Source organism: Leucobacter viscericola, from assembly GCF_011299575.1.
Classification (GTDB): Bacteria; Actinomycetota; Actinomycetes; order Actinomycetales; family Microbacteriaceae; genus Leucobacter; species Leucobacter viscericola.
In genome coordinates this window covers 3,326,050-3,339,648 of record NZ_CP049863.1, presented here as the reverse complement: position 1 = coordinate 3,339,648, position 13,599 = coordinate 3,326,050, and the positions used below count along the sequence as shown (strand labels likewise).

The 13,599-nt window shown below is 64.8% G+C and carries 9 protein-coding genes; 3 read left to right on the top strand and 6 right to left on the bottom strand.

The genetic code is table 11. The features are described 5' to 3' along the window. Positions 1-46: 46 nt before the first annotated feature. Positions 47-1,276 carry an Ig-like domain-containing protein gene (locus G7068_RS14615; RefSeq protein WP_166292631.1) on the top strand — a complete coding sequence of 410 codons (1,230 nt, stop codon included), beginning with the start codon at positions 47-49 and terminating at the stop codon, positions 1,274-1,276. 13 nt (positions 1,277-1,289) lie between these two features. Here G7068_RS14615 and G7068_RS14610 read toward each other — a convergent pair whose 3' ends face one another. Beyond that, positions 1,290-2,207 (bottom strand): LysR family transcriptional regulator, encoded by a 918-nt coding sequence (locus tag G7068_RS14610; RefSeq protein WP_166292630.1) that lies wholly within the window; start codon positions 2,205-2,207, stop codon positions 1,290-1,292. A gap of 89 nt (positions 2,208-2,296) precedes the next feature. Between G7068_RS14610 and G7068_RS14605 the strand changes: the two genes are divergently transcribed. Continuing rightward, entirely contained in the window at positions 2,297-5,878 is a 3,582-nt protein-coding gene (locus tag G7068_RS14605; protein ID WP_166292629.1) for a bifunctional proline dehydrogenase/L-glutamate gamma-semialdehyde dehydrogenase, read from the top strand. Beyond that, complete coding sequence (locus tag G7068_RS14600) at positions 5,878-6,918, top strand: proline racemase family protein (protein ID WP_205881312.1); 1,041 nt, start codon at positions 5,878-5,880, stop codon at positions 6,916-6,918. Before G7068_RS14605 ends, G7068_RS14600 begins: the two co-directional genes overlap by 1 nt. A gap of 219 nt (positions 6,919-7,137) precedes the next feature. Here G7068_RS14600 and G7068_RS14595 read toward each other — a convergent pair whose 3' ends face one another. From G7068_RS14595 to G7068_RS14575, 5 genes are all read right to left on the bottom strand, one after another. Beyond that, positions 7,138-8,634 (bottom strand): aminopeptidase P family protein, encoded by a 1,497-nt coding sequence (locus G7068_RS14595; protein ID WP_244304536.1) that lies wholly within the window; start codon positions 8,632-8,634, stop codon positions 7,138-7,140. 127 nt (positions 8,635-8,761) lie between these two features. After that, a complete protein-coding gene (locus G7068_RS14590; protein ID WP_166292628.1) occupies positions 8,762-10,060 on the bottom strand; it encodes an alpha/beta fold hydrolase in 1,299 nt (432 codons plus the stop codon). Further along, the gene (locus G7068_RS14585; protein WP_166292627.1) at positions 10,057-11,022 is read right to left on the bottom strand and encodes an ABC transporter permease; all 966 of its coding nucleotides are present in this window, start codon (positions 11,020-11,022) and stop codon (positions 10,057-10,059) included. Before G7068_RS14585 ends, G7068_RS14590 begins: the two co-directional genes overlap by 4 nt. After that, complete coding sequence (locus tag G7068_RS14580; protein WP_244304534.1) at positions 11,019-11,984, bottom strand: ABC transporter permease; 966 nt, start codon at positions 11,982-11,984, stop codon at positions 11,019-11,021. Before G7068_RS14580 ends, G7068_RS14585 begins: the two co-directional genes overlap by 4 nt. After that, a complete protein-coding gene (locus G7068_RS14575) occupies positions 11,981-13,597 on the bottom strand; it encodes an ABC transporter ATP-binding protein (protein ID WP_166292626.1) in 1,617 nt (538 codons plus the stop codon). The genes G7068_RS14580 and G7068_RS14575 overlap by 4 nt, the downstream gene beginning before the upstream one ends. Positions 13,598-13,599 lie beyond the last annotated feature (2 nt).

Sequence of the window (13,599 nt, the reverse complement as noted above, 5' to 3'; positions counted from 1 at the left end):
TCGACTTTGTAAGCACGCATCATCTTACGATTTCAGGAGTCACTTCGTGCGTTCCACAGCAAAAACCATACTCGCCATCGCCGCCGCGTGTGTGCTCGGACTGGGCAGCATCGGGGCAATGGGAGCAGCAGCAAATGCGGCGAACATTTCCGGCGCAATCACCTCGGTGACCACCACGGAACATGTCGTTGCGAGCGGTGATCGACTCACCCTCGATTGCACCTGGGCGATCCCCGATCGCTCCAAGCCCGGCGACCAGTTCACCATGCAGTTACCATCCCAGCTCAAGTGGGACCCGACCGTGGCAACCACGTTTAGCCTGCTCAGCCCGGCACCCGAAAAAGAGCCGGTCGCAACGGCTTCTGTCGACACGACCGGTCTCGTTACGTTCACTCTCACAAATTACGTCTCGACTCACCCGCTTAACGTTCACGGCGACTGCACCTTCTACACCCAGGTCGTTTACTCCGGCGGTACCGCCGAAACGATGGACCTGGACTTCGGAAACGTCGTCATGAAGTTGAGCTACGATCCGGACGCCCACGCCTGTCCTTCGTGCTCGCAGGAGCCGACCGAGGCGAAGAAACTCATGTGGTGGAGCGACGCGGAACAAACAAAGGTCGACGCCTACATCCTCACTCCGAAGACAAGAATCTCGGGTCCGGTCACGATCGTGGATGAACCCGGACCGGGCCTTGCGGTTATTTGCCCCATCCTTGAAGCGAACGTTAGCTCAGACTTCTACCCGGGCAACGGGATGGCCGCGGCACCCTACGATGCGGTCACTCCCGACGTGAACTGCACCGCGTCAAAACTCACCGTCACCTGGCCAGATCTGCCCGCCGACAAGTACATCACCATCCATTTGCAACTCAAAGTGACCGATCCCAGCATCAAGAACTACTCAAACTCGGGAACCGTCACCATGAACTCCGGCGAGGTTACACCCGTCTCGGCGAAGACCGTGCGGCAGGAAGCGGGCGGAAGCGGCAGCGGGGAGGATGACGATACGCCGACAACTCCTCCAACCACACCACCCACCACGCCCCCGACGACTCCGCCCACCACACCACCAACAACGCCGCCCACGAAACCTGGAACCCCGGTGACTCCAGTAACTCCTGCAACCCCAGAAACTTCGGCGGCTCCCAGAGAACTCGCCGTCACGGGTTCCAACGGAGACGCGCTGGGTCTGGGACTTGCAGCAGCCCTCGGCCTCACCGCGATTGGAGCCGGCGTAATCGCCGCTACGCGTCGCACCGCCCGCAAGCAGTAACGGACGCCGCGATCTAGCGGGACTGATCCAAGGCACGCGCTTCCTCGTGGAGCGCGTGCCTTACCGCTTCCAGCGCCGGGTGCATACCGCTTGCGGCGCGGGCCGCGGTGAAGACGGTGCGCTGCGGATCCCCCTTGAGGCGGGCGAGTCGTAGCTGATGGGAGGCCCCGCGGTGCACCAGATCCGGCAGCAAGGCAACCGCGTTTCCGGTTTCGATGAGCCGCACGTGGGTCTGCAAATCGGCGGTTTCGTAACGCACATCGGGCTCAAACCCCGCGCGCCGACACTGCTGCAAGGCCCAGTGACGCGAGGCTGCTCCTTCCGGCTCCATAACCCAGGGCAGCTCGGCCGCGTCTTGCAGTCGCTCGACGGCGTCGAACGCGGGATCACCAGCGCCTTGCGGCGGCAACCCGAGTCTGATGTGATCCCGAATCAGCGGCTCGCGATCCAACCCCGAAAAGTGCGGTGCCGAGTGCCCCGGGTACTGCTCGGCCACAACGAGGTCAAACGCTCTGGCACGCGTCTCTTCGAGGCCGGCTTCGGGTTCGTGCTGCACCATCTCGACTCGTAAGTGCGGGTGGGTCGCACGCAGCCGCCTGAGCACCTGCGGCAACAGCGCCAGCAGGGCCGTCTGAAACACGGCCAGCCGCACCGTTCCGGAGACCTCGGCGTGCGCACGATGCAGCGCCGCCTCAGCGCGTTCAAGCCCCGCGAGCAGCTCCTGGGTTTCTGCGACGAGCGCCTGCGCGGCGGCGGTGAGTTCGAGAGTTCGACCGACTTTATGAAGCAGCGGCACACCGGCTTCACGCTCCAGCAGGGCCAGCTGCTGCGAAATAGCGGAGGGGCTGTAACGCAGCGCTTCGGCGACCGCGGCGACGGTGCCCCGCGTATCAAGCTCCCAGAGCAAACGGAGCCGTTTCATCTCAAGCACATCGCACCCCAAATCATGCAGTTTTGCTTCACACTATCCCACATAAACTGTCGCTTTACTTCATTCTTGCAACGAGTGAAACTGGTGACATGAACAACCGAACGAGCGAGGTAATCGTGGCCACAACTGACGTCCGCCCCCAACAACTCGCGGATGAAGCAATCACCCTCGTACGCCGCTGGCTCGCCGAGGCCGCGCAGGTGCCAGCCGACCCCTCGGCGGAACGCCTCGCGGGTCTGCTGCGCGACCCGAACGGCCTCGATTTTGCCGTCGGCTTCGTTGACGGTGTGGTGCGTCCAGAAGACCTCAGCGTCGCAGCGAAGCGACTCGGTGAGCTCACACCGCTCACCCCCAAGTTTTTGCCCTCGTACATGCGAGGCGGCATGGCGCTCGGTGGTGCGCTCGCGAAACCCCTCTCGGGTGTCGTTGTGCCGGTGGCACGTCGGGTGCTACGCGAGCTCGTCAGCCACCTCATCATCGACGCGAGCGATGCAAAACTGGGCCCGGCCATCGCCAAGATCAAGCGCGACGGTGTGAGCCTCAACATCAACCTGCTCGGCGAAGCAATCCTGGGCAAGTCCGAGGCCGAGCGCCGCATCGAGGGCACCCACAAACTCCTCTCTCGCGATGACGTCGATTACGTGTCGATCAAGGTCTCGTCGACCGTTGCGCCGCACAATCACTGGGCCTTCGATGAGGCCGTTGTCGAGATCGAGCAGCACCTTCTCCCCCTCTTCGAGCGGGCCGCTGCCGCGTCGCCGCGCAAGTTCATCAACCTCGACATGGAAGAGTACAAGGACCTCGACCTCACGCTCGCCGTGTTCATGAGCATCCTTGACCGCCCCGAGTTTCTTGATCTTGAGGCTGGCATCGTGCTGCAGGCCTACCTGCCCGACGCCCTCAGCGCGATGATGCGCCTGCAGGAGTGGTCGGCGGCCCGCGTCGCGCGCGGCGGAGCGCCCATCAAGGTACGCGTTGTGAAGGGCGCGAACCTGCCGATGGAGCTGGTCGAGGCGACAATCCACGGCTGGGAGGCGGCGACCTGGGGATCAAAGCAAGAGTCTGACACGGGTTACAAGGCCGTGCTTGACTACGCTCTGCACCCCGAGCGTGTGCAGAACGTCAGGATCGGCGTCGCCGGTCACAACCTCTTCGATGTCGCGCTGGCCTGGCTGCTCGCGAAGGCCCGCGGCGCCCAGAGCGGAATCGAGTTCGAGATGCTGCTCGGCATGGCCACGGGTCAGGCCGAGGCCGTGCGGCGTGAGGTCGGCGGGCTGCTGCTCTACGTGCCGGTTGTGCACCCGCAGGAGTTCGATGTTGCGATCGCTTACCTGATCCGCCGCCTCGAAGAGGGGGCAAGCCACGAGAACTTCATGTCGGCCGTCTTCGAGCTCAACGACAACTCCGCGCTGTTCGAGCGGGAGAAGGATCGCTTCCTCGCCTCGCTCGCCGCTCTTGAGGCCATCACCGCCGACGGCGATCCCGAGCACTTCAGCGTTCCCGCTCCGCAGCGCACACAGGATCGCCGCGTTTCGCGGGCAGACAGCGCCGACGACAGGGTCGCTGCAAGGGTAGCCGCGGGCATCACCGGGTTTGAGAACACACCGGACACCGATCCTGACCTGCCCGGCAACCGCGAGTGGGGTCGCGGTATCGCAGACCGCATGGTGAACTCGCAGCTGGGCAAGGCGACCGTCGAGGCTGCGCTCGTGACGAGCGAGGCCAACCTCGAAGCCGCAATTGAGCGCGGCCGCGCGGCGGCTGCCGGATGGCAGGCCCTCGGCGCCGACGAACGCGCGCGGATCCTGCACCGCGCGGGCGAGCGGATGGAAGCACGCCGAGCCGCACTGCTTGAGGTCATGGGGTCGGAGTGCGGCAAGACCCTCGACCAGGGTGATCCCGAGGTTTCAGAGGCCATCGACTTCGCGCACTTCTACGCCGCACTCGGCCAGGCGCTTGAACAGGTCGACGGTGCTGAGTTTGTGCCGCAGAACCTCACCGCGGTGATTCCGCCGTGGAACTTCCCCGTTGCTATTCCTGCCGGGGGCGCCCTCGCAGCGCTCGCGGCGGGATCCAGCGTCATCATCAAGCCCGCGACCCGGGCTGCCCGATCCGGTGCTGTCATGGTCGAAGCGCTGTGGGAGGCCGGAGTACCCCGAGACGTGCTGCAGATGGTGCAGTTTGCGGATCGTGCGCTCGGTTCAGCCCTTGTCGCTGACCCCCGGATCGACCGGCTGATCCTGACCGGCGCCTACGAAACGGCAGAAACGTTCCGCGGCCTGCGCCAGGACCTGCCGATTCTCGCCGAAACCAGCGGCAAAAACGCCATCATCGTGACTCCCAACGCCGACTTCGACCTCGCCGCGCGCGACGTCGCGCAGTCAGCATTTGGGCACGCCGGGCAAAAGTGCTCCGCCGCGTCACTCGTGATTCTTGTGGGTTCGGTTGCGCAGTCGAAGCGGTTCCGGGGGCAGCTGCTCGACGCGGTGCGCTCGCTCAATATCGGCACGCCCGATCAGCTGACCAGCCAGATGGGCCCGATGATCGCGGCGCCATCCGGCAAACTGCAGCGAGGCCTCACTACGCTTGAGCCGGGGCAGACCTGGATGGTCAAGCCGGGCGCGGTTGATAGCGATCATCCGCTCGCCCGCGACGCTTCGGGGGCCTCGAAACTGTGGACTCCCGGCGTTCGCGAGGGTGTGCGTCGCGGCAGCGAGTACCACCTCACGGAGTACTTCGGGCCGATCCTGGGCATCATGACCGCGTCGACACTCGACGAGGCGATCGACATGGTCAACGAGATCGACTACGGCCTGACGAGCGGCCTGCACTCCCTCGACCGCGATGAGCTCAAGCTGTGGCTCTCGCGCATCGAGGCAGGCAACCTCTACGTCAACCGCGGCATCACGGGTGCTATCGTGCGCCGCCAGCCGTTCGGCGGCTGGAAGAAGTCGGCGATCGGCGCGGGCACCAAGGCCGGCGGTCCCAGCTATCTCTTTGGGCTCGGCTCATGGACGGACGCCCCGGTTGCTGCTGATTCTCGTGCACCGATGCCGGCCGCTGCCCCGCTCTTGCGCGCAGCGCAGCAGGCTGAGCTGCCGAGCGAGTCATTGGAGTGGCTGCGGGCCGCCCTCGGCTCTGACGCTGCGGCGTGGGAGCAGGAGTTCGGTGTGCACCGCGACGCTTCGGGGCTCGGGATCGAGCGCAACGTGCTGCGGTACCTGCCGACCCAGGCGGTGATCCGTGCAACAGCAGATGCCACACCGGCTCACGTGGTCCGTGCGGTTGCCGCGGGTGTTGCCGCGGGATCGTCGCCCGTACTGAGCCTGCCGGTTGCGCTCCCCCAGGCCGTGCTCACCGCATTTGAGGCTGCTGGTGTTGCGATCCACTTTGAGGACGATGCCGCGTGGTCCTCACGCGTTGCCGCCCTCGCTAAGCGCCAGGGGCCAACCGCAGGGGCTCGCGTTCGTATCGTCGGCGGGGAGTCTCGCGAGGAGGTCGTTCAGGCGACCTACGAGGCATCCGGCGGCAAGCCCGACATCGCGGTCTACGGCGGCCCGGTTGTCTCGGCGGGCCGCGTCGAGATGCTGCCGCACCTGCGCGAGCAGGCAGTGTCGATCACGGCCCATCGATTCGGTACGCCGAATCACCTGAGTGATGGTGTGATCTAGTGAGCGCGGAGGGTTCGTCGACAGCGTCCTGGATTCGCACGACCGATTACCACACGGCGGGCGAACCCTTCCGCATCGCGCACGCCGACTCACCGGTGCCGCCGGGTGCGACCGTCGCAGAGCGCCGCGTCGCCGCAATCGCTGACGCCGCGGGTGCCGATCGGATCCGTCGTTTGCTCTGCAACGAGCCGCGTGGTCACGCCGACATGTACGGTGGCTTCATCGTGCCGCCGGACGACGAAGGGGCCCACTTCGGTGTGCTGTTCTGGCACAAGGACGGCTTCTCAACCGCCTGCGGGCACGGCACGATCGCGCTCGGTGTGTGGGCAACCGACACGGGTTTGGTCGAGAGTGATCCCGATGGTGTGACCGAGGTCAGGATCGACGTGCCATCCGGTCGTGTCGCGGCTCAGGTCGAGCGCCGCAACGGGAAGCTAGTCAGCGCGACGTTCCGCAATGTTGCCTCGCACGTGATTACTCGCTCGGTGCCGGTCGAGACGAGCCGAGGCCGAGTGCTTGCGGATCTGAGTTTTAGCGGGGCGATCTACGCCTCGGTGCGGGCAGCCGATGTGGGGCTTTCCGTTGATCCTGACCACTACACCGAGTTGATCGCAGTTGGTCGCGAGGTGAAGTGGGCGCTCAATGAGGCTCCCGAGGCGCAACACGCAGCCGACCCCCGGCTCTCGGGGGTCTACGGCACGATTCTGTGGGACGACCTGGGTGCCGGGCCCGAGGGTCCAAGGCAACGCAACGTAACGGTCTTCGCCGATGGCGAGGTCGACCGGTCGCCGTGCGGATCCGGCACTGGCGCGAGGGTTGCGCTGCTCGCCGACGATGACACACTCACGTCTTCACAGACGCTGGAGCACCACTCGATTGTCGGCACGGTGTTTCACGCGCGTTGGGAACCGGCTGGAGTGGGTGCCGATAGCGAATCGCTCGTCACACCGTTCGTGACGGGTGCAGCGTTTCAGACCGGTGAGCACCGCTTTGTGCTCGATCCAAGCGACCCCGTCGCAGAGGGGTTCGTGCTGCGGTAGGCGCCGAGGTCCAGTAGCCATGCTCCAGGACCCCTGACCTTGTACCCCAGTCTCCACAAGGACCGAACGTTCGGCAAGGATCCTAACCAGAGGCAAGGAAACCAACGCGACAGTTACTTTGCCTCAGGTTAGTTTCCTTGCCCCGGGTTCGGGGGCCGGGTTCGACAGGGCTCCGGGTTCAGCGGGGCCGGTTCAGCGGACCCCCGCCACCTCAGCGAGCTAGCGCGAGACCTGATCCATCCACGCCTCAAGCCCATCCGCATCGATCGGCAGCACGTCGCTCAGCACGTCGATGCCGTCCGAGGTCACCACAAGGTCGTCCTCGATGCGCACGCCGACGCCGCGCAGCTCGGGCGGCACGGTCTCGTCCCACGCGTGGAAGTACAGGCCCGGCTCAACCGTCAGCGCCATGCCCGACTGAATCGTGCCGCCGAGGTACGTCTCGTAGCGCGACGACTCGCAGTCGTGCACGTCGAGACCGAGGTGGTGGCCCACCCCACACACGATGTAGCGACGGTGCTGCTGGCCCTCGGGCGAGAGAGCCTCATCAACCGAGACCGGCAGCATGCCCCAGTCGTGGAGCCCCTGCGCGATAACCTCCATGCAGGCCGCGTGGAAGTCTGCCCACAGCCGACCCGGGCTGACAGCCGCGAGCCCCGCACGATGTGACTTCTCAACAAGGTCGTGCACCGCGCGCTGCTCGGTACTGAACCGGCCCGATGCCGGGATCGTACGAGTCACGTCGGCCGTGTAGCCGCTGCGGTTCTCAACTCCCATGTCGAGCAGCAGCAGTTCATCACCGCGAATCTCCCCGTCCGCACGCACCCAGTGCAGGATCGGTGCGTGCGCACCGGCTCCCACGATGCTGGCGTAGCCGGGGCCGTTGCCAGCGGTGCGAGCCCAGCGGTCAAACGTGCCCTGCAGCCAGCGCTCGCCGCCGCTCTCAACGGCAGTCGGGATCTCACGCCGCACCTGAGCGAAGCCCTCAGCGGTAGCCAACACGGCCTTGCGCAGCTCGGCAATCTCCCACTCGTCCTTAAACGCGCGCAGTTCCGAGAGCACGCGGGCAAGGGTCGCGGATCGCGGGCGTCCATCGAGCGCGCGGCCCGCGCCCGTGCCGACGACCGCTGCACCGGCCACGAGCGCGTCCTCACCAACCGTCAGCTGCGAGATCGGCGCGGTGCGCAGCTGGAGCGCAGTTTCAAGTTCCGAAAGCCCCGGGATCGGCCCAACCCAAAGCTCGCCGTGGTTCGCGTCGGCGTGGAACGCATCGTCTCCGGGCCGCGCGGGAGGCGTGAGATAGAGCGTCGCGTCGTGCCCGCCCGCGACCGGGTTCATGACCAGCACCCCGTCTTCAACCGAGTGACCGGCCAGCCACAGGAAGTCGCTGTCGGCGCGGAACTCAAAAAAGGTGTCCCCCACGCGCAGCTGGGCGCGTCCCGCGGTGACCACGATGGTCTTGCCAGGAAGCGATTCAGAGAGTCGCCTGCGGTGCGCCGCCGCGGCAGCAACAGCGCCCTCTTCAAGTCGAGGCGTGCGATCCGCGTCGCCCCAGCCCTGCTGGATCCAGTTCGTGAAGCCCGGCACTTCGGCAAGCCGCGGCATGCGGGGATCGCGGCGTACCGCACGCGACATCGGAATGCTCGACTCCCAGTCGACGACCCGCACCTCTCGTGCGAGTCCGGTCAGCGGGTGGTCGTCGTGTTGCAGGGACATGTTTGTGTTCTCCGTTCGGGGGTTTTGGATTAGCGATAGCCGCTGTGTCATTCTGCGCGAGCCTGCGAGTCGCAGAATCTCGTGGAAGATCCTGCGACTCGCAGGCTCGCGCAGCATGACGGTGGGGTCAGTCGCGCGAGCGCTTCGTGCCGCCGAGGCGCACCTCGAGCGCGGCGAAGAGGCGCTCAGCGACATCGCCCAGGCGCAGGCCATCGTGCTCAAACTCGTTGGTCACCCAGGCGTGCAGCCCGGCCACCCGGCCAGCCGTCTCGAGTGAGAGCTGAGCGTCGACATACATATCGTCGTAGTAGACCGCCGCCTCAACCGGCACCTCGTTGCGGGCGAGCACGGCAGCATCGTATAGATCAATCGGCTGCTCGTGCGCGGCCAGATGTTCGACCGCGGCTTGGAAGCCCTGCAGCGGCGAGATCTCCGAGAACATCCACGGAAACACGGTCTCGCCCGTGAAGTTTAACGGCCTGGCGTCCTCCGCGAACTCGAAGTGCCCATCTCGCTCTCGCTGCGCGGCCCACGCCGACGGCCCGGGACCATAGATCGCCTCCTGCAGCGCGATGAACAGCGGGTTCGTCGCAAAGCTAGTGGCCGCCTCGACTTCGGCAAGAAACACATCGCTGAGCCGGGTCTCGGCCTCGTCCGCAAACGCCTCGTCGAAAATCCAGTGCACACGATCGAACCCCGGCTTCATGCCAAAATCGAGCCCGAGCAGCTGCAGGCGGCGCACGGTGAGGCGGTCACCCGAGGGCAATCGCACATCGGTCGAGGCCAACAGATCAGCGACCCGGTCGATCCGCGAGGTCAACTGCGGATGCCTCGCGCGGAACACACGGTTCTTCTCCGCGATGCGCGGGAAGGTGCGCGAGTACACAACAGCGGGATCGGGATCGAGGCTCGGGATGCCGCCCGTGATCGCCGAAGCGACGACCGACTGCGGAAAGTGCGAGAGGTACTGCAGCGTCAAGAACCCGCCGTAGCTCTGCCCGAGCGTCCACCACTGGCGTCCGGAGAAGTGCTTCTCGCGCAGCGCTTCGAAGTCGCGCACGATCGAGTCGGCGCGGTGCAGTGCGAGCCGACGGGCACCTTCCTCGGCGGGCATCGACGCAAAATCAGAAGTCGACAGCGGCGTCGACCGCCCGGTGCCACGCTGATCTGGCAGGATCACGCGGAAGCGCTTCACGGCGCTCGCGATCCAGCTGTCTGCCCCGAGCGGACGGGGTGACTTGCCACCGGGACCACCCTGCAAAAACACGAGCAGCGGAAGATCCTCGCCCTGCTTCGTCGCGTCGATAACCTCGCGCGCGAACACACGAATGGTCTCTCCGTCGGGCTGAGACCAGTCGAGGGGAGTTTCAACCCACAGGTCACGCGCCACAAGCTGTTCGCCAACCGGGTACCAAGTGTCATTCATCGTCGCGCGGTCCTTACTCTCGAATCCAACAGGGCGTACAGCATGTCAACAACCAGGTTCGACACCACCACAAACAGGCCACCGAGCAGCACAATCGCGATAATCACGGGCCGATCCTGCATCGCAACGCTGGTCACGGCCAGCGAGCCGATTCCGTTCAGGCCAAACACCTGCTCGATAACAATCACTCCGCCCAGCAGCATACCGATGTCGATGCCGAGCTGGGTGACGAGTGGCGGCATGGCGCTGCGGAACGCGTGCACGTAGATGACCCGCCGCTCGGTGAGTCCCTTCGCACGCGCGGTGCGAATGTAGTCCTGACCCAACACCTCGAGCATCTGCCCGCGGGTCAATCGCGCGTACACCGCCGCGATCACGAGGGCGAGCGTGATCCACGGCAGCACAAGGTGCCAGGCCCACTGCAGCGGATCCTGCGTAAACGGCACGTACCCCGACGGCGGGAAGAGTGTGATCCCGACCTTCGTTGGCAAAAAGTAGAGCGTGTAGAGCGCGATCATGCCGAGCACAAACGTCGGGAAGCTGATGCCGACAATCGCAAAGCCTTGACCGAGTCGGTCGCGCAGGCTGCCCGGGCGCTTCGCCGACGAGATACCGATCGGGATACCGATGGCGAGCCAGATGATAACGGCGCCAAACACGAGCGACATCGTGATCGGAATGCGGTTCACGATGAGATCGCCCACCGGCATGTTCGTGCGGTAGGAATAGCCGAGGTTGCCCTGCAGCAGGTTACCGATGAAGATGCCGAACTGCTCGATCATCGACTTATCGAGGCCGAGGTTCACGCGAATTTGCGCCATGAGTTCTTCGGTCGCCTTGTCACCGGCGATGATGCGCGCGGGGTCAGACGGCGACACGTAGAACAGCACAAACACAAACACGCTGAGCAAAAACAGCACGAGCGCCCCAAAGGCGAGTCGTGACAGGAAGAACCGAGTCATGCTTTCGCTCCTCTCACTGAAGTTGGATCAAGCGCGTCTCGCAGGCCGTCCCCGAGTAGGTTGAAGGCGAGCGTCAGCGCGAGCAACGCGAGACCCGGAACCAACACCATCCAGGGTGCAACGAGATACATGGAGCCGTTTGCCGCGTCCGCGAGCATGTTGCCCCAGCTGGGTGTCGGCGGCACGATGCCGAGCCCGAGGAACGAGAGTGTCGCCTCGAACACAATCGCCGCGGGGATCATCAGTGTTGTGTAGACGATGATCGGCACAACGAGGTTCGGCAGCACGTCGCGATACATCATGGAGAACCGCGACTCCCCCAGCGAGCGTGCGGCCTCAATAAACTCGCGCTCGCGCAGGGCGAGCACCTGGCCGCGAATCACTCGCGCGAGCCCCGACCAGCTGAAGAACACAATCACCACGATCGATAGGCCCAGGCTCGGCCCGAGCACCGATACGAGAGCGATCGCAACGAGCAAAAACGGCACGCTCATCACGAGGTCGATCACGCGGCTCAGGATCGTGTCGGTCACGCCGCTGAAGAATCCAGCGATCGTGCCGATAATGACGCCGATCGCGGAGGCCGCCAGCGAGGCGACCACACCCACGAGCAACGAGATGCGAGTGCCATAGGCGAGCCTCACGAGAATGTCACGCCCTAGCTGGTCGGTGCCGAGCAAAAACTCGGCGTTTGGCCCCACCGGGATGCCCGCGGACGACAGCCCGGTCTCGCGGAACTGCTCGGTCGGGCCGTGCCCGGTCCACTGAGCAATCAGCGGCGCCCCGATCGCGAAGAGAATCGCGAACAGGATCACGAGCGCCGAGGCGATGCTCGCCGGATCCTTTGACAGGCGCCGCATGGTCAACTGCCACGATCCGCGCGCCTTGATCCCGACGGCCTGTTTTGCAGCCATGCCCGGTGTCAGAATCCGGGTGGTTTTGAGCGCAGTCTTCGGGGTCATCGCGCCACCTCCTCGGTGACTCGCTCCGGCAAATCGAGATAGGCCGCAGCGAGGAGCTTCTTCGTAAAGGGTTGCTGCGGTGACCGATACATCGATTCGGGATCACCGAGCTCAATAATGCGCCCGCCCTCCATCACGGCGATCCGGTCGCACATGTGCCGCACCACCGCTAGATCGTGCGAGATGAAGAGGTACGTAAGACCGAGCTCCTTTTGCAGCCGGTCGAGCAGCCCAAGCACCTGAGCCTGCACCGTGACGTCGAGCGCCGACACGGGCTCGTCGAGAATCACGAGCTCGGGATTCAGTGCAATCGCGCGGGCAATGCCAATGCGCTGGCGCTGGCCGCCCGAGAACTGCGACGGGAACCGGTTGTAGTGCTCAGGATCGAGCCCGACCTGCTCAAGCAGTTCCTGCACCCGGCGCTGGCGATCCTTTCCGCTTGCCACCCCGTGAATGCGGAAGGGATCACCGACGATCGAGCCGACACGTCGCTTTGGGTTGAGGGACCCGAAGGGATCTTGAAACACCACCTGCACCTTTTTGCGCTGCTCGCGCCAGGCGCGGCCCGTGGTCTCTGAGATGTCGCGGCCATCAAACGAGACGCGGCCGCTCGACGGCGCAATCAGCCCGGCGATGGTGCGAGCGAGTGTGGTCTTGCCGCAGCCGCTCTCGCCAACGAGTCCCAGGGTTTCACCCCGGCGCACATCGAGTGAGATGTGGTCGAGCACTGTGCGATCCTCGCCCCGCTTCTGCTTGAACGAGAGTGAGATATCGCTAACTTCGACAATGTTGTCGGCAGGGGCCTCGTCGGCCACCGAGATGACCGGCCGCGAATCCATACTGAACGACGACGAGTCGATCAAACTCATCGTGTAGGGATCCTGCGGATTCGAAAACACCTCGGCGCTCTCACCCAGCTCCATGCGATTGCCCTGGTACATGACCATCACCCGGTCAGCCACACTCGCCATTACGCCGAGATCGTGGCTGATCATCAGCACCGTCGCGCCCGATTCCTGCTGCATCTCTGCGAGCAGGTCGAGGATCTGCGCCTGCACCGTCGAGTCGAGCGCGGTGGTCGGCTCGTCGGCGATAATCAGCGAGGGACCGAGCGACAGGCTCATCGCAATCATGACGCGCTGGCGCATACCGCCGGAGAACTGGTGCGGGTAGGCGTCGAAGCGGCTCGCAGGGTCAGGGATATGAACCTTTGTGAGGAGTTCAATGGCCCTGGCCTTGGCGGCCTGCTTCGACGCCCTCTCGTGGGCGCGAATCTGCTCGACGATCTGCCAGCCGATCGTGTACTGCGGGTGCAGACTCGACAGCGGATCCTGAAAGATCATGCTGATTTCTTTGCCGCGCTTGCGTCGCAGCTGTTCGCTGCCCAGCGTGAGCAGATTCTCACCACGGAAGAGCACCTCCCCCGTGGTCTTTGCCGCAGGGACGAGCCCCATCGCCGACTGCACCAGCACCGATTTTCCCGATCCCGACTCACCAACGATTCCGAAGAACTCGCCCTCCCGAATGTCGAAGGAGACGTTTTTGACCGCGTGCACCGGGCCGTCCTCGGTCGGAATATCGACCACCAGATCCCGCACTTGTAGGAGCGACATGG